The organism is Lysinibacillus sp. FSL K6-0232 (genome assembly GCF_038008325.1).
Lineage (GTDB): Bacteria > Bacillota > Bacilli > Bacillales_A > Planococcaceae > Lysinibacillus.
On the sequence record NZ_JBBOYW010000001.1, the window covers coordinates 614013 to 635151 of the forward strand.

General features: G+C 38.7%; 26 protein-coding genes. 24 read left to right on the plus strand and 2 right to left on the minus strand.

The features are described 5' to 3' along the window. The first annotated feature begins 36 nt into the window (after positions 1-36). The 24 genes from tnpB to MHB42_RS02995 all read left to right on the plus strand — a co-directional run bounded on the left by tnpB (position 37) and on the right by MHB42_RS02995 (position 19986). The gene (tnpB, locus tag MHB42_RS02880; RefSeq protein WP_340808515.1) at positions 37-1188 is read left to right on the plus strand and encodes an IS200/IS605 family element RNA-guided endonuclease TnpB; all 1152 of its coding nucleotides are present in this window, start codon (positions 37-39) and stop codon (positions 1186-1188) included. Between the two features lie 208 nt (positions 1189-1396). Next, the gene (upp, locus tag MHB42_RS02885) at positions 1397-2026 is read left to right on the plus strand and encodes a uracil phosphoribosyltransferase (RefSeq protein WP_340804282.1); all 630 of its coding nucleotides are present in this window, start codon (positions 1397-1399) and stop codon (positions 2024-2026) included. Positions 2027-2239: 213 nt separating this feature from the next. Further along, positions 2240-3361: a non-hydrolyzing UDP-N-acetylglucosamine 2-epimerase gene (gene wecB / locus MHB42_RS02890; RefSeq protein ID WP_340804283.1), complete on the plus strand. Its 1122-nt coding sequence runs from the start codon at positions 2240-2242 to the stop codon at positions 3359-3361. A 536-nt stretch (positions 3362-3897) separates the two neighbouring features. Next, entirely contained in the window at positions 3898-4269 is a 372-nt protein-coding gene (locus tag MHB42_RS02895; RefSeq protein WP_340804284.1) for an ATP synthase subunit I, read from the plus strand. 36 nt (positions 4270-4305) lie between these two features. Further along, the gene (atpB, locus tag MHB42_RS02900; protein WP_340804285.1) at positions 4306-5016 is read left to right on the plus strand and encodes a F0F1 ATP synthase subunit A; all 711 of its coding nucleotides are present in this window, start codon (positions 4306-4308) and stop codon (positions 5014-5016) included. Between the two features lie 64 nt (positions 5017-5080). Further along, positions 5081-5293, plus strand: a complete 213-nt coding sequence (gene atpE / locus MHB42_RS02905; protein ID WP_053993118.1) for a F0F1 ATP synthase subunit C — start codon at positions 5081-5083, stop codon at positions 5291-5293. A gap of 173 nt (positions 5294-5466) precedes the next feature. Next, on the plus strand, positions 5467-5988 hold the full coding sequence (atpF, locus tag MHB42_RS02910) for a F0F1 ATP synthase subunit B (protein ID WP_340804286.1): 522 nt from the start codon (positions 5467-5469) through the stop codon (positions 5986-5988). Beyond that, entirely contained in the window at positions 5985-6521 is a 537-nt protein-coding gene (locus tag MHB42_RS02915) for a F0F1 ATP synthase subunit delta (RefSeq protein ID WP_340804287.1), read from the plus strand. Before atpF ends, MHB42_RS02915 begins: the two co-directional genes overlap by 4 nt. Before the next feature lie 28 nt (positions 6522-6549). After that, complete coding sequence (gene atpA / locus MHB42_RS02920) at positions 6550-8058, plus strand: F0F1 ATP synthase subunit alpha (protein WP_340804288.1); 1509 nt, start codon at positions 6550-6552, stop codon at positions 8056-8058. 46 nt (positions 8059-8104) lie between these two features. Next, positions 8105-8962, plus strand: coding sequence for an ATP synthase F1 subunit gamma (gene atpG / locus MHB42_RS02925; protein WP_340804289.1), 858 nt, complete (start codon positions 8105-8107; stop codon positions 8960-8962). 51 nt (positions 8963-9013) lie between these two features. Further along, positions 9014-10429 carry a F0F1 ATP synthase subunit beta gene (atpD, locus tag MHB42_RS02930; protein ID WP_340804290.1) on the plus strand — a complete coding sequence of 472 codons (1416 nt, stop codon included), beginning with the start codon at positions 9014-9016 and terminating at the stop codon, positions 10427-10429. A 24-nt stretch (positions 10430-10453) separates the two neighbouring features. Continuing rightward, entirely contained in the window at positions 10454-10861 is a 408-nt protein-coding gene (locus MHB42_RS02935; RefSeq protein WP_340804291.1) for a F0F1 ATP synthase subunit epsilon, read from the plus strand. Positions 10862-10929: 68 nt separating this feature from the next. Beyond that, the gene (locus MHB42_RS02940) at positions 10930-11169 is read left to right on the plus strand and encodes a DUF1146 family protein (protein WP_340804292.1); all 240 of its coding nucleotides are present in this window, start codon (positions 10930-10932) and stop codon (positions 11167-11169) included. Between the two features lie 596 nt (positions 11170-11765). Further along, entirely contained in the window at positions 11766-13076 is a 1311-nt protein-coding gene (gene murA / locus MHB42_RS02945; protein ID WP_340804293.1) for a UDP-N-acetylglucosamine 1-carboxyvinyltransferase, read from the plus strand. 75 nt (positions 13077-13151) lie between these two features. Further along, positions 13152-14087 carry a stage II sporulation protein D gene (gene spoIID, locus MHB42_RS02950; protein ID WP_340804294.1) on the plus strand — a complete coding sequence of 312 codons (936 nt, stop codon included), beginning with the start codon at positions 13152-13154 and terminating at the stop codon, positions 14085-14087. 37 nt (positions 14088-14124) lie between these two features. Further along, positions 14125-14802, plus strand: a complete 678-nt coding sequence (locus MHB42_RS02955; RefSeq protein WP_340804295.1) for a M23 family metallopeptidase — start codon at positions 14125-14127, stop codon at positions 14800-14802. A gap of 136 nt (positions 14803-14938) precedes the next feature. Next, positions 14939-15199: a sporulation transcriptional regulator SpoIIID gene (locus MHB42_RS02960; RefSeq protein ID WP_004269485.1), complete on the plus strand. Its 261-nt coding sequence runs from the start codon at positions 14939-14941 to the stop codon at positions 15197-15199. 184 nt (positions 15200-15383) lie between these two features. Further along, positions 15384-16379 (plus strand): rod shape-determining protein, encoded by a 996-nt coding sequence (locus tag MHB42_RS02965; protein ID WP_340804297.1) that lies wholly within the window; start codon positions 15384-15386, stop codon positions 16377-16379. 21 nt (positions 16380-16400) lie between these two features. Then, entirely contained in the window at positions 16401-17234 is an 834-nt protein-coding gene (locus MHB42_RS02970) for a flagellar hook-basal body protein (RefSeq protein ID WP_340804298.1), read from the plus strand. Positions 17235-17259: 25 nt separating this feature from the next. Continuing rightward, positions 17260-18099: a flagellar hook-basal body protein gene (locus MHB42_RS02975; protein ID WP_340804299.1), complete on the plus strand. Its 840-nt coding sequence runs from the start codon at positions 17260-17262 to the stop codon at positions 18097-18099. A gap of 47 nt (positions 18100-18146) precedes the next feature. Next, positions 18147-18431 (plus strand): DNA-directed RNA polymerase subunit beta, encoded by a 285-nt coding sequence (locus MHB42_RS02980; protein WP_053993104.1) that lies wholly within the window; start codon positions 18147-18149, stop codon positions 18429-18431. 55 nt (positions 18432-18486) lie between these two features. Then, entirely contained in the window at positions 18487-18930 is a 444-nt protein-coding gene (gene fabZ / locus MHB42_RS02985) for a 3-hydroxyacyl-ACP dehydratase FabZ (protein ID WP_340804300.1), read from the plus strand. Positions 18931-19076: 146 nt separating this feature from the next. Beyond that, the gene (locus MHB42_RS02990; RefSeq protein ID WP_340804301.1) at positions 19077-19460 is read left to right on the plus strand and encodes a hypothetical protein; all 384 of its coding nucleotides are present in this window, start codon (positions 19077-19079) and stop codon (positions 19458-19460) included. 109 nt (positions 19461-19569) lie between these two features. Further along, the gene (locus MHB42_RS02995) at positions 19570-19986 is read left to right on the plus strand and encodes a hypothetical protein (protein ID WP_340804302.1); all 417 of its coding nucleotides are present in this window, start codon (positions 19570-19572) and stop codon (positions 19984-19986) included. 150 nt (positions 19987-20136) lie between these two features. Here MHB42_RS02995 and MHB42_RS03000 read toward each other — a convergent pair whose 3' ends face one another. After that, complete coding sequence (locus tag MHB42_RS03000) at positions 20137-20955, minus strand: nuclease-related domain-containing protein (RefSeq protein WP_340804303.1); 819 nt, start codon at positions 20953-20955, stop codon at positions 20137-20139. After that, positions 20898-21110 carry a hypothetical protein gene (locus MHB42_RS03005; protein WP_340808653.1) on the minus strand — a complete coding sequence of 71 codons (213 nt, stop codon included), beginning with the start codon at positions 21108-21110 and terminating at the stop codon, positions 20898-20900. The genes MHB42_RS03000 and MHB42_RS03005 overlap by 58 nt, the downstream gene beginning before the upstream one ends. Between the last annotated feature and the right edge of the window lie 29 nt (positions 21111-21139).

The window sequence follows — 21139 nt, forward strand, 5'->3', positions numbered from 1 at the left end:
GAAACGAATATTCGGGTAAAGAGAGAGGTGTTTCGTGTGTGGGTCAACAAAGCATACAAATTCCGTATCTATCCAAACAAAGAACAAGAAATCTTCATCACAAAGGCGATTGGCTGTTCTCGTTTTGTGTTCAATCATTTTTTAGCAAAATGGAACGACATGTACAAAGAAACAGGCAAAGGATTATCTTACCATTTATGTTCTGCTGAATTAACGCAATTAAAAAAAGAATTCGTATGGTTGAAGGAAGTAGACAGCATTGCGCTTCAATCTGCCCTTAAAAATCTTGCGGATTCGTATACTCGTTTTTTCAAGAAGCAAAACCAAGCACCACGATTTAAGTCTAAAAAGAATCCTGTTCAATCGTACACAACGAAATATACGAACGGCAATATAGCGATTGTAGGAAACAAAATCAAGTTGCCCAAACTTGGATTCGTCAAGCTTGCAAAAAGTCGTGAGGTTGAAGGGCGTATACTTAACGCGACAATCAGACGCAATTCAAGTGGTCAATATTTTGTATCCATTCTTGCTGAAACAGATGTGCAGCCAGTAGAAAAAACAGGTGCTTCTGTCGGTGTCGATGTAGGACTCAAAGATTTTGCGATTCTTTCTACTGGAATGGTGTATAAAAATCCGAAGTTTTTCCGTTCACTTGAAAAGAAACTGGTGAAAGAACAGCGTATTTTGTCAAGGCGAAAAGAAATGGCTTTGAAGCAAAGGAAGCCGTTAGAGGAAGCAAGAAATTACCAAAAGCAAAAGGTGAAAGTCGCGCGTATTCATGAAAAAATAGCGCATGCAAGAACAGACTATTTGCAAAAAATCTCGACTGAAATCATCAAAAACCACGATGTCATCGGTATCGAAGATTTGCAAGTGTCCAATATGCTAAAAAACCACAAGTTAGCGAAGGCAATCAGTGAAGCAGCATGGTCACAATTTAGAACGATGCTTGCGTACAAAGCAAAATGGTATGGCAAACAAGTAGTAGCTGTATCCAAAACATTTGCTTCAAGCCAATTGTGTTCATCTTGTGGTTACAAAAACAAAGACGTGAAGCATCTCAACCTTCGTGAGTGGGATTGCCCTTCTTGTGGTACGCATCACGATAGAGATATGAACGCAGGACAAAATCTGAAAAACGAAGCGATAAGGCTTCTAACCGTAGGGACTACGGGGATAGCCTAATCCATAACTGGCGGTGACGCTGGTGTTCTTAGGAATCCCCTACTTCAATAACTAAGTGGGGGTAGTTCAAAGTTATGATAAAAGATATGTATCAGCATTACATCAAAAAGATTGCATAAATATAGATAATTTACTTTTGAGGCACTTTCTTTTTTCTGTTATACTAGATAGGATAACATGAAATCTGAACGGTTAGGAGAGAATCCCTTTGAGCAAAGTCTATGTATTTGACCATCCACTAATCCAGCATAAATTAACGTATATCCGTGACAAAAATACAGGAACAAAAGAATTTCGTGAGCTAGTAGACGAGGTAGCAACATTGATGGCATTTGAAATTACACGCGATATGCCAGTAGAAGAAATTGAGATTGAAACACCTGTCACAGTAGCAAAAACAAAGGTGCTTTCTGGTAAGAAGCTTGCAATTGTGCCAATTTTACGTGCAGGTATTGGCATGGTAGATGGCGTCTTAAAGCTTATTCCAGCGGCTAAAGTTGGTCATATTGGTCTTTATCGTGACCCAGCAACATTAAAACCAATTGAATACTATGCGAAGCTTCCAGCAGATGTTGAAGAGCGTGATTTTATTATAGTAGACCCAATGCTTGCAACAGGTGGCTCAGCAGTAGAAGCGATTCATTCCTTGAAAAAACGCGGTGCAAAAAATATTAAATTTATGTGTTTAATCGCTGCGCCAGAGGGTGTAAAAGCAATTCAAGAGGAGCATGCTGATGTTGATATTTATATTGCAGCGCTTGATGAAAAATTAAACGATCATGGCTATATTGTGCCTGGCTTAGGCGATGCAGGCGATCGTCTATTTGGTACAAAATAATAGGTAACATCAAGTATGTTGATGATGCAAATTCTAGGTATTCTCTATAAAATAAAGCTTCATTAGCAAGTCTAAGAAACATGTTGCTGACAAAGAGCGTCCTTCAATTTTGAAGGGCGCTTCATAGTATGGCTAGGAAATCCTCTTTGAATAAATTACAGTAAGAAGAGGCATACCTTCCATACAATTATAAAAAGGATGGTGCAATTCGTTTTGACAAAAAGATGGAAAGTAATGACGATTTTCGGAACAAGACCAGAAGCAATTAAAATGGCTCCGCTTGTACTAGAACTACAAAAACACCCTGAGCAAATTGAATCTATCGTAACGGTAACAGCACAGCATCGCCAAATGCTAGATCAAGTGCTAGAAACATTTCATATCACACCAAACTATGACTTAAATATTATGAAAGATCGTCAAACATTAATTGATGTAACAACAAATGCATTACAAGGCTTAGATAGGGTAATGAAAGAGGCACAACCAGATATTGTATTAGTACATGGTGATACAACGACAACATTTATTGCCAGCTTAGCAGCCTTTTATAATCAGATTGCTATAGGGCATGTAGAGGCGGGACTGCGTACATGGAATAAATACTCTCCTTATCCAGAGGAAATGAATCGCCAATTAACAGGTGTCATGGCTGATTTACATTTTGCGCCAACAGAAGTATCCAAGAAAAACTTGCTAGATGAAAATAAAAATCCAACAACAATTTTTGTGACAGGTAATACAGCAATTGATGCATTAGCAACAACTGTTAGTGAGCATTATACACATCCTGTACTAGAGAAAATTGGCGATGATCGTATGATTTTATTAACAGCGCATCGCCGTGAAAATCTTGGTGAGCCAATGCGTCATATGTTTAAAGCGATTACAAGAATATTAGCTGAACATAAGGATGTACAGGTCGTATATCCAGTGCATATGAATCCAGCGGTAAGAGAAGTAGCAAATGAAATTTTAGGGGACAATAACCGTGTCCATTTAATCGAGCCTTTAGAAGTGTTTGATTTCCATAACTTTGCAGCGAATTCATATATGATTTTAACGGATTCTGGTGGTGTACAAGAAGAAGCACCTTCATTAGGAAAGCCTGTGCTTGTATTACGAGATACAACAGAACGTCCAGAAGGCATTGCAGCAGGCACGTTAAAGCTAGCAGGAACTGAGGAAGAAACGATTTATGCAATGGCAAAAGAATTACTAACAGATAAAGATGCTTACGATGCAATGGCGAAGGCATCCAACCCATATGGTGATGGGCATGCGTCGCAACGAATTGTAAGTGCATTGTTAGAGTTTTTACAGAAAAATCAGTAATATATTATAGTTATTTTTTAAAATAGGTCTAATGTATCTATTGAAATGGGTAAGCTAATTTATGAGCATAATTATGTCGTAAATTAGCTTTTTTAATGCGTAATGAAAGAGAGAAGTTTTAAGACTATGAAGTTTCATACACAAATTTGTCAACAATTTGACAAGACTATAGAGGCTGTGAAGTTTTTCTTCTTTACCAATTGACTTCAAATATCACCTATTGTATGCTTACAAAGGGTAAGAATGATAAGGGTTTCTCTTTAGAAGTAGGACTTTGAAACGCTTGTTATATCAACTTTCTACTAAATTGACAGTTAAAAATAAAGCTGTCGATTTGCAACGTTTTGTGCGTTTCGGTTTTTACCGAGTAGGTAAGGGGTGTAAGTTATTTTTTGGGTATTTACACCTGTAATTGAAATGACTCTCCCATTACTATTCCGCTGTGAGTAGTGTTTTTCACTGCTCTATTCTGATTTCACATAGTGGTCAGCAAACGTTTTCATTACTCGAAAAAATGATTCAGGAGATTACAACCAATGCTAGATTTGCATCACATTTTTGCTGTGCAGAAGAGGGCGTTATTTTTTTTGCTTGCACTCTGCGCATTAGGCTGGGGATTTACTTCCTATCAAACTGTATTTGCGGGCATCGCAGTCGGTGCATTCTTTGGTACGTATAATTTTTGGATTTTAGTTCGGCGTATGGATAAGTTTGACAGATCCATTAGTGAAGGGAAGAAAATAGGCTCACTTGGTACAATGCTTCGCTTTGGATCAGGTGTTGCGGCAGTCGCAATAGCCATTTCGTTGCCAAACTATTTTCACTTAATTAGCACGGTTATAGGGCTAATGATTCCGTACGTTTTTCTCTTTGTCGAGAGAATTGTGTCACATGTAAGGAACCGCTAATGTGCTTTAAATTAGAAAGAGAGGTGAAAAATAACAATGAATCATGAAGCTCCATTAGTAGATGTCGGTTTTTTAACATTTAATTTATCGACAGTTATGATGTTACTAGTTGCCGCAATTGTCGTCTTTTTAATTGCCTTTGTTTCAACTAGAAGTCTAAAGTTAAAACCAACTGGTATGCAAAACTTCATGGAATGGATTATGGATTTCGTTAAGAATATTATCAAAAGCAACATGGACTGGAAAACTGGTGGTCGATTCCATATTCTAGGTATTACATTAATTATGTTTATCGCAATATCGAACTTACTAGGTCTTCCATTCTCAATCGTCTATGGTCATGAGCTATGGTGGAAGTCACCAACAGCAGACCCTACAGTAACGATGACGTTGGCAGCAATGATTTTAGTCTTAACGCAATACTATGGTGTTAAAATGAGAGGTACAGGAAATTACGTTGGTACATTCTTCAAACCAATGTCATTCATGTTCCCACTTAAACTAGTAGAAGAATTTGCAAACACATTAACATTAGGTCTACGTCTTTACGGTAACATTTATGCAGGTGAGATTTTACTTGCTTTACTTGCAGGATTAGCAGTATCTGGTCCTATGGGATTCATCGGAGCAATCGTTCCTATGATGGCATGGCAAGGTTTCTCAATTTTCATCGGCTTTATCCAAGCCTTTATCTTCACAATGTTAACAATGGTTTACATGGCTCATAAAGTGAGCGATGACCATTAATATAAAGCATAAAATTTATGCTTGAATTAAAAAAAACAAACAATTCCAAGGAGGAAATTTTCAAATGGGTTTATTAGCAGCAGCAATCGCAATCGGTTTAGGTGCACTTGGTGCAGGTATCGGTAACGGTCTTATCGTATCAAAAACAGTAGAAGGTATCGCTCGTCAACCAGAGGCTCGTGGCGTTCTTCAAACAACAATGTTCATCGGGGTAGCATTAGTTGAAGCCCTACCGATCATTGCAGTAGTAGTAGCATTCATCGTAATGAACAGATAATTCAGTTGTATACTGAATCGTACTAGTGGCGAAGCAGGATTCTCCAGATGAAACTTCGCCCTTCATTTTGGAACAGATAAAAGCTATGTGTAAATATAGCTTTTTAAAATAGGTAGTTTTTTAAGTTATTAAATTATGTTGAAGTGAAAGCTCTTGAAGGGAGTGAAACAATCGTGTTTTTAGATTATCTTGTACTAGGTGCAGGCGCTGGTAAGTTTAATAATGGTGACATTCTCGCAACATTAGTGATTTTCTTAGCGTTAATGTTCATACTGAAAAAAGTCGCTTGGGGTCCGCTTATGGGCATCATGCAGCAACGTGAGGAATTAGTAGCAAGCGAAATCGAAGCAGCTGAAAAAGCGCGTAAAGAATCGCACCAATTTTTAGAAGAACAAAAGAGCCTTCTTAAAGAAGCTCGCACAGAAGCACAATCGATTGTTGAAGGCGCTAAGAAGCAGGGCGAACTACAAAAAGAAGAAATTCTTACTGCAGCTCGTAATGAAGCAAACCGCTTAAAAGAATCGGCTTTACGTGAAATTGAGTCTGAAAAAGAAAAAGCTATTGCAGCTGTACGTGATGAAGTCGTTTCATTATCTGTACTTGCAGCATCTAAAGTCCTTAGCAAAGAGATTTCTGAGGCAGACAACCGTGCTCTAATTGAAGAGACGATTGCGAAGGCAGGGGAAGCTCGATGAGTAATTCAACTGTAGCAAAACGTTACGCTCAAGCGCTGTTTGAACTAGCGCAACAAAAAAATATTCTTACTGAAGTTGGTGCAGACTTAAACGAGTTAACAAAAGTTGTAAATGAATCTCCTGATTTTTTAACACTATTAACAGCACCTAAGTTCTCCATCGAACGTAAGAAACAAATGGTGGCAAGCATCTTTGCTAGTGCAACACCAGAAGTTGTACACACAATCCAATTACTTGTTGAGAAAAAACGTGTAGATGAAATCAAACTAATTGCTAAGGCATATGCTGAGCTTGCTGCGAATGCACAGGGCACTGCAGATGCAACAGTATTTTCAACACGTGCACTTTCTGCTGAGGAAAGCGCAAATATTTCAACGACGTTTGCGAAACTTGTTGGCAAACATTCATTAAACATAACAAACGAAATCGATCCATCATTACTTGGTGGCATTCGTGTGCAAATCGGTAACCATATTTATGATAGCTCAGTAGCAAACAAACTAGAGCGTCTAAAACGTGAATTAATCGGTTAATAAATTAGAAATGTGAGAGGTGACATACATGGGCATCAAGGCTGAAGAAATCAGCAGTCTGATTAAACAACAGATTGAGAATTATGAATCTGAACTTAAAGTAAGCGAAGTTGGTACAGTTATCCGTATTGGTGACGGTATCGCTCTTGCTCATGGCCTCGACAACGCCATGGCTGGAGAGCTTTTAGAGTTCTCTAACGGTGTTATGGGTATGGCTCAAAACCTAGAAGAAGGTAACGTTGGTATCGTAATTTTAGGTCCATACACTGACATCAAAGAAGGCGATGAAGTTCGTCGTACAGGTCGTATCATGGAAGTACCAGTTGGTGAAGAACTAATTGGCCGTGTTGTAAACCCACTTGGTCAACCAGTGGATGGACAAGGTCCTATCAACGCTACAAAAACTCGTCCAATCGAAAGTCCAGCTTTCGGTGTAATGGCTCGTAAATCAGTACACGAACCACTACAAACAGGTATTAAAGCGATTGACGCATTAGTACCAATCGGTCGTGGTCAACGTGAGCTAATTATCGGTGACCGTCAAACTGGTAAAACATCTGTAGCTATCGATACAATTCTTAACCAAGCTGGTGAGAATATGCTTTGTATCTATGTTGCAATCGGTCAAAAAGAATCTACTGTACGTGGTGTAGTAGAAACGCTTCGTAAAAATGGTGCTTTAGATTATACAATCGTTGTGACAGCTTCTGCTTCTCAACCAGCTCCATTACTATTCTTAGCACCATTTGCTGGTGTATCTATGGCAGAAGAATTCATGTTACAAGGTAAACACGTATTAATCGTGTACGATGATCTTACTAAACAAGCATCAGCTTACCGTGAACTTTCACTTCTTCTACGCCGTCCTCCAGGTCGTGAAGCATACCCTGGTGACGTTTTCTACTTACACAGCCGCTTGCTTGAACGTGCTGCGAAGTTAAATGAAACATATCAAAATGGTTCGATTACAGCGCTTCCATTCGTTGAGACACAAGCTGGGGATATTTCTGCATACATCCCAACAAACGTAATCTCAATCACTGATGGACAAATTTTCTTACAATCTGACTTATTCAACTCAGGTGTACGTCCAGCGATTAACGCCGGTCTTTCTGTATCACGTGTAGGTGGATCAGCTCAAATTAAAGCGATGAAAAAAGTTGCGGGTACGCTACGTCTTGACTTAGCAGCATTCCGTGAGCTTGAATCATTCGCTCAATTCGGTTCAGATTTAGATAAAGCAACACTTGCAAAACTTGAGCGTGGTAAACGTACGGTTGAAGTTCTTAAACAAGATCTTAACAAGCCACTAAAAGTTGAAAAACAAGTTGCGATCCTTTATGCATTAACAAAAGGTTACTTAGATGATATTCCAGTACAAGATATCGTTCGTTTTGAATCAGAATTCTTAAGCTGGTTAGATTCAAACCACACAAATGTTTTAGATCATGTTCGTACGACAAAAGAACTTGCTCCTGATGCTGAGTACGATGCAGCACTTAAAGAGTTCAAAAAAACTTTTGCTAAATCAGAATAAGTTCAAGAAGTCACTTGATTAAAAAACAGAAGGTGGTGAAATACCAGTGGTAAACTTACGCGAAATAAAAGGTCGTATTAATTCAACAAAGAGTACAAAACAAATCACAAAAGCGATGCAGATGGTTTCTTCTTCAAAGTTACGTCGTGCAGAGCAAAATGCTAAAGCTTACGTTCCTTACATGGAAAAAATTCAAGACGTAGTAGGTGCAATTGCTTCAGGAACAAAGGACAGCGGACATCCAATGTTAACTGTACGTCCTGTTAAGAAAACAGCTTACTTAGTTATTGGTTCTGACCGTGGTCTTGCAGGTGCTTATAACTCAAGTATCCTACGTCAAGTGCAACGTACGATTAATGAGCGTCATAAGTCAAAGGATGAATATGTAGTTTTAGCAGTAGGTCGTGTTGTTCGTGACTACTTTGTGAAACGTGATCATAATGTCATCAGTAATGTTGTCGGTCTTCCTGACCAACCGACATTTGCTGATATTAAAGAAATCGCTCGTAATGCTGTTGGTATGTTCATTGATGGTACGTATGATGAGCTTTATATGTACTACAATCACTTTGTCAGCGCAATTGCTAGTGAAGTGACTGAGAAAAAACTTCTTCCATTAACGGATATTGCATCTACAAGCAGTAACGCTTCTTATGAATTTGAGCCATCTGGTGAAGCAATTCTTGAAGTGTTGCTTCCACAGTATGCGGAAAGCTTAATTTACGGTGCATTATTAGATGGAAAAGCAAGTGAACATGCTTCTCGTATGACGGCTATGAGAAATGCGACAGATAATGCCTCTGACCTTATTTCAGAGCTTTCATTGCAATATAACCGTGCACGTCAAGCGGCGATTACACAAGAAATTACAGAAATCGTTGGTGGAGCTGCAGCCTTAGAATAGGCAAGCGGCTTCCCAATGTCGTATAAGAATACGATAGGAGGGTACACAGTAATGAATAAAGGACATGTTATTCAAGTAATGGGTCCAGTTGTTGACGTAAAGTTCGACAATGGCCACTTACCAGCAATCTATAACGCTTTAACAGTTAAGATTGAACGTCCTAATGAAGAACCAACAATTCTTGCATTAGAAGTTGCGCTTCATTTAGGTGATGATTCTGTTCGTACAATTGCGATGTCATCTACTGATGGCTTACAACGTGGAGCAGAAGTAACAGACTCAGGAAAAGCGATCTCAGTACCAGTTGGTGAAGTTACACTAGGTCGTGTATTCAACGTACTTGGAGAAGTAATCGACTTAGGTGAAGAAATTCCAGCTGATGCACGTCGTGATTCAATTCACCGCGAAGCACCATCTTTCGAGAATCTTTCAACTACAGTTGAAATCCTTGAAACAGGTATCAAGGTAGTAGACTTACTTGCACCATATATCAAAGGTGGTAAAATCGGTCTATTCGGTGGTGCCGGTGTAGGTAAAACAGTATTAATCCAAGAATTAATTAACAATATCGCACAAGAGCACTCAGGTATCTCTGTATTCGCTGGTGTAGGTGAGCGTACTCGTGAAGGGAACGACTTATTCTTCGAGATGAGCGATTCAGGCGTTATCAAGCAAACAGCAATGGTATTCGGTCAAATGAACGAGCCACCTGGTGCACGTATGCGTGTAGCTTTAACTGGTCTTACAATGGCGGAATACTTCCGTGATGAACAAGGACAAGACGTGCTTTTATTCATCGACAATATCTTCCGTTTCACACAAGCAGGTTCTGAGGTTTCTGCCCTATTAGGTCGTATGCCTTCTGCGGTAGGTTACCAACCAACACTTGCAACTGAAATGGGTAAACTACAAGAACGTATCACATCTACAAACAAAGGTTCTGTAACTTCTATCCAAGCGATTTATGTACCAGCCGATGACTATACTGACCCGGCTCCAGCTACAACTTTCGCCCACTTAGATGCGACAACTAACCTTGAACGTAAATTATCTGAAATGGGTATCTACCCTGCGGTTGACCCATTAGCTTCGACTTCTCGTGCATTATCACCTGAAATCGTAGGCGAAGAGCACTACGCAGTTGCTACTGGTGTACAACGTACAATTCAACGTTACCGCGAATTACAAGATATCATTGCGATTTTAGGTATGGATGAGTTATCTGATGAAGATAAACAAACAGTAGAACGTGCTCGTCGTATTCAATTCTTCTTATCACAAAACTTCCACGTTGCGGAACAATTCACTGGTCAACCAGGTTCTTATGTACCTGTTAAAGAAACTGTGCGCTCATTCAAGGAAATCCTTGATGGTAAATGGGATCACCTACCAGAAGATGCTTTCCGTCTAGTTGGTTCAATTGAAGAAGTAGTTGAAAAAGCGAAAAGCATGGGCGTAGAGGTTTAATACTAGGGACGAGGAGGAAAAAATATGAAGACAGTTCAAGTCAATATTGTCACTCCCGACGGCCCAGTATACGATTCTGAAGTATCAATGGTAATCGCCAAAACAACTTCAGGAGAAATCGGTGTTCTTGCAGGCCATATTCCAATGGTTGCTCCACTTGGCATTAGTGCTGTGAAGCTAAAAAAAGAAAACGGTTCGACTGATGTTGTGGCGGTTAGTGGTGGTTTCATTGAAGTTCGTCCAGAAAAAATCTCAATTTTAGCGCCATCTGCTGAAATTGCTGAAAATATCGATGTTCAACGTGCTAAAGAAGCCGTTAAACGCGCTGAAGGACGTCTTCAAGGTAAACAAGACGACATTGATTTCAAACGTGCTGACCTAGCATTAAAACGTGCGTTGAATCGTATCAACGTTCATGAGGGTAATATCTAATTCATTTTTAACGGGCAGATGTAGCATCTGCCCGTTTTTTAAAGATTGAGAAGAAAAGGGGAGGAAGCATGGAGCTATATGAAGCAATAGGACAAGAAGCGTTATTAGGTATTTTATCTCATTTATTTTTTATTGCTGTTACTTTTTATGCATTACAAGCATTAATGATGGAGAAGTTATTTAAAAAAAATAAAGTTTTTCAAATTCAACTTATTTATATTTTATTAAGTATCGCGATTGGCTCAGTAGTATCAAACTTTTTCCTTCAAATTTCTGGTTGGTCGGGCAAGCTTCCATATTTATTTTAAAATAATGACTGTACTCTCCTACTAAAGCTACTACATATTTCAAAGGACTTTATAATACAATTTGTGTGGCCCTTTGAACTATGTAAAAGGATTTATCTTGGTTTAGCAAATTTTTTTGTATCGAAAGCAAAGCGTCAGCAGCAGATACAGAAGCACCCTTTCTCTGCTGGGAGAGGATAAATGCTTTTTGAGAGGGTATCCAAAAGCCCACTGAACTAAGATAAAAGCCCCAGCCTAATTGCTCAGTAGTGGCTTTATCTTTATTTGCTTGGCAAAAAAGATAGGCATTTATCTCTCATTACTGATAGCAATAAGCATGTTCTACTTGCAAAATAGGAAAGTTTGTTTTTTGTTCACATATTTTTGGGTATGTATTAGAAGCGCACGGGTTATTGGTCATTCACAAAAAAAATTTACCTGCGTACAATAAATAAATAGCAAAATATCTAAAATTGCCTTAAAATAGTGATTTGGACGCTTGAACGAGCGTTAGAAAAGTTGTACTATAGACTTGTTTGTTTACTGATTATGACATTATACTTCTTTTTAAAATAAAAACTTGTTAGGTTAATAGATTGAATTCGGAGGGACATAGGGTGGATAAAATAATAGTGACTGGTGGCCAAAGGCTACAGGGAAGAGTACGTGTAGAGGGCGCAAAGAATGCAGTATTACCAATCCTTGCGGCATCTTTACTTGCTTCAAAGGGCGAAAATGTAATTAAAGAAGTCCCTAATTTAGCAGATGTCTTTACAATAAATGAAGTACTTAAAAGTTTAAACGCAGCAGTTACATATATACCTGAAGATAATGCCGTATATATTGATGCCACAAAAGAACTTTCTAGTGAAGCTCAATTTGAATTTGTTAGCAAAATGCGTGCATCTATTTTGGTAATGGGCTCTCTACTTGCTCGTAATGGCTATGCTCGTGTTGCACTACCAGGCGGCTGTGCAATCGGCTCTCGCCCAATTGAATTACATTTAAAAGGCTTTGAAGCAATGGGTGCAAAAATTACGTTTGGTCACGGCTATGTAGAGGCAAAAACAGAAGGTCGCTTAAAAGGGGCAAATGTATATTTAGATTTCCCAAGTGTTGGGGCAACTGAAAATATTATGACGGCTGCATCTCTTGCACAAGGAACAACTGTAATTGAAAATGCTGCAAAGGAGCCTGAAATCGTAGACCTTGCTAATTTCATCAATAGCATGGGTGGTCGTGTAATCGGTGCAGGTACAAACACGATTCGTATCGAAGGCGTTGATACACTATATGGTGTTGAGCATCATATTATTCCTGATCGTATTGAAGCTGGCACATTTATGGTAGCAGCAGCGATTACAAAGGGCGATGTCATTATTGAAAATGCAGTTCCAGAGCATATGACAGCGTTAATTGCTAAAATGCGCGAAATGGGCGTGGAGATTACAGAACTAGATGAGGGAGTACGTGTGCGTGTTCCTCAAACATTAAAAGCTGTTGATATTAAAACAATGCCACATCCAGGTTTCCCAACAGATATGCAATCACAAATGATGGCTTTAATGCTCACAGCAGAAGGTACGAGTATTATTACAGAAACGGTATTTGAAAACCGTTTTATGCATGTTGAAGAATTCCGTCGTATGAATGCTGGTGCTAAAATTGAAGGACGCTCAGTGTTTATCGAAGGACCAGTGAATCTTCAGGGAGCTGAAGTGATGGCAACTGATTTACGTGCTGCGGCTGCACTAATTTTAGCAGGCCTTGTATCAGAGGGCATTACACGTGTAACAAAGCTTTACCATTTAGATCGTGGCTATGTGAATTTCCATGGCAAATTAGCAGCTCTTGGTGCAAATATTGAACGTATTACAGAAGAAATTACAGTAAAAGAAGATGTAACAGTTGAATTACCAGCAAACTAATTTGCTTTCAAAACCCTTTGCTTTCTTAGCAGAGGGTTTTTTCATATCCAAAAGCAATCTAGCATATTATTTCCTATGAAAAAATGGATGATTAGTATAGCTGTTATTTGTTTAATGGGAGCATTATATATGCTACCTGTAGCGTTTAGTGAGAAGCAGGAGGATACACGATCTTCCACAACAGAAGAAAATGCTTGTGAAATTTTTATAGAAGTGGAGGGACAACAAGACAAAATTCCTTTAGAAACATATATTACAGGCGTAGTGGCAGCAGAGATGCCTGTTTCCTTTCATAAGGAAGCATTAAAAGCACAGGCGATTGCAGCACGCACATATGCATTGAAAACGACAAATTACGGCGAAAAAGCAATTGCTCCAACTGTTGCAAGGCAAGTTTTTTATGATGAAGCACAAAGAAAAGCAAATTGGGCTAGCAATTTCCTGGGAAATGAAAAGAAAATTGTCGAAGCTATCAATGAAACGAAAGGACAAGTTCTTCTATATCAGAATGAATTAATTACAGCTATGTTCCATTCAACAAGCAATGGCAAAACAGAAAGTGCTTATGGCTATAGCGGAAACGAAATACCATATTTACAAAGTGTTACAAGTATATCAGATCAAGCATCACCAAAATTTGAGGCACAGCAGGAGTGGACATTAGCACAATGGAACTCCTTATGGCCTATCCAATGGCAACCTAGCGATTTTCATGCTATACAGTTATTTTATAATGATTCAGGACGTGTAGAACGCTTGCAGCTAGGCAATAATATTTGGACGGGTAGAGAGGTTCGCACACTTCTTGGCATTCCTTCAACAGATTTTACAATTGCTTATGATGCTGCTACGAAAAAAGTCCGTGTTAACACTCAAGGTTATGGACATGGCGTAGGTATGAGTCAATATGGAGCTGAGGCAATGGCAAACGATGGGAAAACAGCTGAGGAAATTTTACACTATTATTATCAAGATATTGAAATAAAAAAAATAGATGCATGTTTAAAATAATTTCTAGTTGTTCACACTGCAACTAGAGGTGATGAAAATGAGAGAGGATAAAAATAACAAAACTTCTCAAAACGAAAATCCAAATCAAAAGGACAATGGTCAATTACAAAAGAAACCTTGGTTTTGGCCAGCAGTTTACACAGGTGGTGCACTTGTTCTAGCAGGATTGTTATTTGGTTACAATAGTCTTGTATCAAAAGTAGAGGAAGCTCCATTACCAGATTTAGCAGAAGTAGAGCCGGGTCCTGTAGTAGAAACAAATGCACGCACTGAAAAATTGAAATACCCATTCAAAGAAGAGGAACTTAGTAAAGTACAAGTTTTACAAGAATTCTACGAGCTAGAAGCAAATGAAGAATCTCGTGAAAATGCACTAATGGTATTTAATCAAACATTTACAACATCTTCTGGGCTTTCTCTTGCGATGAATGGTGAAGAGTTTGAAGTAGTAGCTGCTATGAGTGGAAAGGTCTTAGAAGTAAAGCTAGACGCATTTACAGGCAATAAAATCGTGATTGAGCATCCGAATGGTATGCAAACACACTACAGCTCTGTAAAAGATATTGCTGTAAAAGAAGGCGATGAAGTGTCACAAGGGCAAGCTTTAGGAAAAGCAACAGATAACGAATGGAATCAAGCAGCTGGTGTTCACATGCATTTTGAAGTTCTTGAAGACGGAAAATATATTAATCCGAAAAAGTTATTAGCCTTTTAATGCACAGTCAGGATTTTAACAGGAAAATGTAAAACGTGTTCTGAATAGCTTTGTCCTTACATAAGGTGAAGAAATGCGCAAATGTGCATCTGATTGCCAAAGCATTTTGTGAAATTGTGTGGAAAGGACGAAGAACGTGCATGAGCACATTCGGAAGCGCTGCATACGCCTCGGTGAATTACTGATTGAGACGCGTGAAACTGTGCGTGTCCTTGCGAAAATGACTGGTTATTCAAAAAGTACGGTGCACAAAGACTTAACAGAGCGATTACCAACAATTCATGAAGGATTAGCTGACCAAGTGAAAGAAATACTCGCCTATCATAAGGCCGTACGTCATATTCGCGGGGGAGAAGCAACAAAAAACAAGTGGAAGGAAAGAGCGAGTCAAGAATGATTCGTTCTTTTTTATTGTTTTGGACAAGCTTTGCTAGAAATTTTGGCACATTAAATATTGAAAGAAAACAGTCTTATTCACTAAATTTAGGTGAAATTACCAATGTAATATGATAAAATATTCTAGATAAAGAGATAAAATGAACGTTATGTAGTTGGAACTGGCGGGAAGGAGAAATTATAGAATGTTTTCGAAGGATATTGGCATTGACTTAGGAACTGCGAACGTATTAATCCATGTAAAAGGAAAAGGAATCGTCTTAAATGAACCATCTGTGGTGGCGATTGATAAAAAGACAAGTAAAGTATTAGCGGTAGGGGAAGAAGCTCGTCAAATGGTCGGGAGAACGCCAGGTAATATCATTGCAATTCGCCCATTACGAGATGGCGTCATTGCAGATTTTGATGTAACAGAAGCAATGCTAAGACATTTCATTAACAAGTTAAATGTCAAAGGATTTTTAGCAAAGCCGCGTATTTTAATTTGCTGTCCAACAAATATTACAAGTGTTGAACAAAAAGCGATCCGTGAAGCTGCTGAAAAATCTGGTGGCAAAAAGGTATACTTAGAGGAAGAGCCAAAGGTAGCCGCAATCGGTGCAGGGATGGATATTTTCCAACCAAGTGGCAATATGGTGGTCGATATCGGTGGCGGAACAACAGATGTTGCAGTTTTATCGATGGGTGATATTGTGACAAGTGAATCCATTAAAGTAGCAGGGGATGTATTTGATAACGATATTTTACAATATATTAAAAAAGAATATAAATTGCTAATCGGTGAACGTACAGCTGAAGCTATTAAAATAACAATTGGTACAGTTTTCAAAGGTAGCCGTAATGATACGATGGATATTCGTGGACGCGATATGGTAACAGGCTTACCACGTACAATTTCCATTCATTCTGAGGAAATCGAACGTGCATTACATGAATCTGTAGCAATGATTGTTCAATCAGCGAAAAATGTTTTAGAAAAAACACCACCTGAGCTATCAGCAGACATTATTGACCGTGGCGTAATTATTACAGGTGGCGGTGCGTTATTACATGGCATGGATCAGCTCTTAATCGAGGAATTAAAAGTTCCTGTCTTTATCGCAGAGCAGCCAATGGATTGTGTAGCGATTGGAACAGGTATTATGCTTGAAAATATTGATCGTGTGCCAGCATCCTTATAAAAATAAAATGAGGTGATTTCTTTGTTTAAAGGGTTTTATACAGTTGCAACAGGTATGATCACGCAACAAAGAAGAACAGAATTACTAACCAATAATTTATCAAATGCGAATACACCAGGATTTAAGGCAGATCAATCTACAATTCGTTCTTTTCCAGATATGCTCATGTCAAGCATCGGAGAAACGAATGCACCTGCCTATCAACAAGCAGGTACTGAATATATGAAACGAGTAGGCTCTTTAAATACAGGGACATATTTACAAGAAACTTTGCCAAATTACATACAAGGTCAAATCTATAGCACGGATTTCACAACAGATATGGCGTTGATTGATGGGAATTTACCGCAAAATGAAGATGGTGTTTCCGGTTCAATCTTTTTCCGTCTAGAGCATCCCAACGGTGGTGAAGCCTACACACGTAATGGTAATTTCACATTAGATGGACAAGGCTATTTAGTAAATGGACAAGGTTTATATGTACTGAATGATGCAGGACAACGTATCCAGCTACCAAATGATGATTTTCGTCTTGATGAAAATGGTGCTATCTTTGTAAATAATCAGCAAGAAGCACGTATTGGCGTATCATTTGCTGCGAATCCGAACAGGCTACTAAAACAGGATAACGGTCTGCTACGTACAGAAGATGGCGAGAATTTACCAACAGCGTATGGAGCGGATGGTGTTACCTTTACATTGCGCCAAAATTATTTAGAAGGCTCTAATGTAGACTCTAGTCGCACAATGACAGATTTAATGACAGCCTATCGTGCATTTGAAGCAAACCAAAAAGTATTACAAGCCTATGATCGCAGTATGGAAAAGGCTGTTAATGAAATCGGAAGAATTTAACGGGCAAACAGGAGGCGTGTTATAAATGCTACGCACAATGATAACGGCAACAAATACAATGGGGCAATTGCAGCATAAGCTAGATACGATTAGTAATAACATTGCCAATAGCAATACGGTCGGCTATAAAGCGAAGGAAGCAACATTCAATGAACTGCTTTATCAACAATTTAATAACGATAAGCAAGACCGCTATGAACGTCAAACGCCTGTTGGGGTTCGCTATGGTGTAGGTGCTATGATTGGTCAAATTCAATCCAATCACAAGCAAGGTTCATTACAAACAACGAATCGGGATCTGGACTTAGCATTCACAGAACCAAAACAATATTTTAATATTTTAATGCCAAATGGTGAAAATGGAACCGAAACAGTGTATACTCGACAAGGTGACTTTTATTTATCGCCATTAAATAATGGAACGGTTATGTTAGTAACAGCTGAAGGATACCCAGTAGCTGATGCAGCAGGACAAGCCATTACATTACCAGATACAGTGCAAAGCTTTGCAGTTCGTGATGGTGGTGTATTAGAGGCGGCATACCCAAATGGTGATGTTATTCGTACGGAATTGGCTGTAACAGAATTCCAAAAACCACAATTAATGGAACATATTGCGGGTTCTTATGTTGGTTTACCAGATAATCTAGCTGAGCTTGGCTATACACAAGCAGAAGTTTTGACAGAGCTCGCTGGCGCTAATCGTCAGCAAATCAGCATGCAGAATGGTGTATTAGAAATGTCCAATGTCAATCTTTCAAAGGAAATGACGGAACTTATCCAAACACAACGTTCGTATCAATTCAATGCAAGAGCAGTTACATTAGCAGACCAAATGCTTGGACTAATTAATGGTATTCGATAGTAAGTCATCCAAAAACGCATAGTAAGGAATGAAGAGGAGTACAATCTATGACAAACGATTCACGTCGACGTTCTGTGCCGACACAAGAAACCGATACGCAACCAGAAGAGAAAGAACGCCGCTCAAATGGAGACCAACGCGAGGTTCGATGGGTGCAAATCCGACTGATTCCGATTTGGTTACGCATTGTAATTGTTCTCATTTTAGTTGTTGCTGCCGCAGCTTTAGGCGCAATGTTTGGCTTTAGTGTTATTGGAGAAGGAAATGCTATGGATATTTTTAAAAAAGAAACATGGCAACATATATTTGATATTATGAATGGTAAAGAATAGCATTATTCTTTACCTTGCTTTGTGTATACATACTTAATTTTGAGGGGGAAATGATATGTTAACAGCAGAACAAATTCAAGCTATCTTACCACATCGCTATCCATTTTTATTTGTAGATCGCATTGTTGAATTAGAGGAAGGGAAACGTGCAGTCGGTCTAAAAAATGTTTCCATTAATGAGGACTTTTTTAATGGTCACTTCCCAGGCTATCCAGTAATGCCAGGTGTGTTAATTGTAGAAGCATTGGCACAAGTAGGAGGAGTAGCCTTATTAAATGCGGAACAATTTAAAGGACGTTTAGCCTTTTTAACAGGTGTTGATAATTGTCGCTTTAAGCGTCAAGTTGTACCTGGCGACCAACTTAAACTTGAAGTAGAATTCGTAAGACTTCGCGGGGCAATGGGCAAAGGTCATGGCGTAGCAACAGTGGATAGTGAGCTTGTATGTGAAGCAGATATTCTTTTTGCTATTGGACCAGAGCAGCCAAAACAAGCTTAATTTGCAATTGTAGACCAAAAGATATAAAATAGATAAGTCGAATCGAAAATTGATGAGTAGGTTCTTAAATTGCGATGGCGAATAAGCGATTGTGAATTGAAATAGATGTAATTTTTAGGTTGTACAAACGTAGGAGGATTATTAAGATGTATAAGGAATTGTCTTCAGGTATTAAAATTAGCATTACTCGTTCGATTTCAACATCTTTTGAAGCATACTTAGCAAGTATTGATTGGGATGAAGAGCGCTTTTCCATGGAAGACTTCATTGCGAACTGGCAAACTTATTTTCAAGAAAATGCCGCATGGATCGAAAAAATCCCAGCCGACACATTGATGAGTACGGAGTTCCATGAAGAGATGGCACAAAAAATCGATGAGGTCATTGCTAAAATTTTAAATGAAGAGCCAACAGCAAAGCAAATAGAAACAATCGAGGCATTGCAAAAAGAGCTAGGTACAAATTACAGCTATGCTTGTAAAGCAGAAGCAGCATATATTGAGCAATTATTAAAAGAAAAACAAAAATAGTTTGTACAAAAATCGGATAGTTCCCTCCTTTCTCGGGCAATCTATGTAAGATCACAAATACAGCTAATGTATTTGCTGACATAGTACCGAAGAAAGGAGGTTTTTTACTATGTGGAAAATGTCATTTTTAACGATTATTCTGGCTACTGTATTCCTTGGCGGCTGTAACTGGGGAGATCGTGCAGTAGAAGATCATCCTGTAGAAGATGCTGCAAATGATGTTCGTCGAGGTGTTGATGATGTCGAAGATGCATTAGATCCAAATGATCGTGATGATGCTTACGACCGCAATGCAAATGATATCGACCGAGGTACTGTAAATGAAAATACAACAGTTCCTGAAGCGACAACACCTGGGTCAAATGCTGATATCAACAGCACAAACGGCTATGATAACGTGCCAAATGCCAATGGCGTAGACGGTGTTGAACGTAATGACAATATTGATAACAATGTTGATAACGATGTTGTTGATGAAAAAGTCAACGAAACCGAAAAATACCGTGATGGCATGAACAACCGCTAATCAAAAAAGAGTGCTTCCACAACGGAACACTCTTTTTTCAATACCTGAAGAATTACAGCAAAATCTATGAGCAAGGGCGAATACCCGCGAAGTTAGAGTAAATACTCGCGAAGCCGGAGCGAATACCCGCGAACCTAAAGCAACTTCCTATTAGAAAAACTCCTTCATATAATCCACTAAATTCACTGGTAAATGATACACACGATTTTTATATGTGCCACTATAAGGAAACTGAAATTTTCGTAGCAGTCGCGTTGCTGCATCACTAGAATGAATATAAAAAAATGCACGTAATTGTTGATTCGTAATTGTACGACTAATTAATAAACGATAATCCTGCAAAGCTTCAGCGAAAATTTCTCTACTCCTATAATGACAATAGGAGCATTTCCATATCCCACGATCAAAATGCATACAATTTTGATACATACATTTTGGGCAAAGCACACCATGGCGCAAACGTGATGGTGCAATAGTCATTGGCATTTCAGTAGGCTGCTGCTTGCGTTGAAGCTCTTGAACCAACTGTCTTAATTGATGATCTGATAATAATCGCTGAGGATGTTTTTGAAAAAGCGAATGAAGGTGTGCATGAAGTCCAGATCGATGGAAAATAGGGATACATGTATTTGCTGAATGAGTAATAATTGTGGAAGGGTTGGCAATAACAACTGCCCCTTCAATAGAAAGTGAATAATGAGTAGTAAGCCCCGAGAGAAATCGCATATGACGTTGTACTTGTGTAAGCGCATTAGGAAATCCCTCCACAGTGCCATCCACCTTTGTACGTATACATTGATGTGTACGGTGATCAAACTCAAGGCGACCATGAATATTTTTAATTTCTAAAACAAGCATAAATTGCGGACAAATAAACAGGCTATCAAGCTGATGTATCTGGTGTTGGGCATTTACAAAAAATAAATCGGGCAATACAAAAAAGTATGTGGATATACTAATTCTAGCCACTCACTATCAACATTTCTTTCACCTGCATATCCAGCTTCAACTCTGTGAAATCGCTCGTGATAGTAATGAAATTCCGAATCCTCCTGCAGAAGATGCCTCATTAAAGCCTCAAGCCACAATAATTTCAAAGACTTTTCTCGAATCATAATAGCCAAAAATATTCCCTCCTTGTTATTTTAAAATG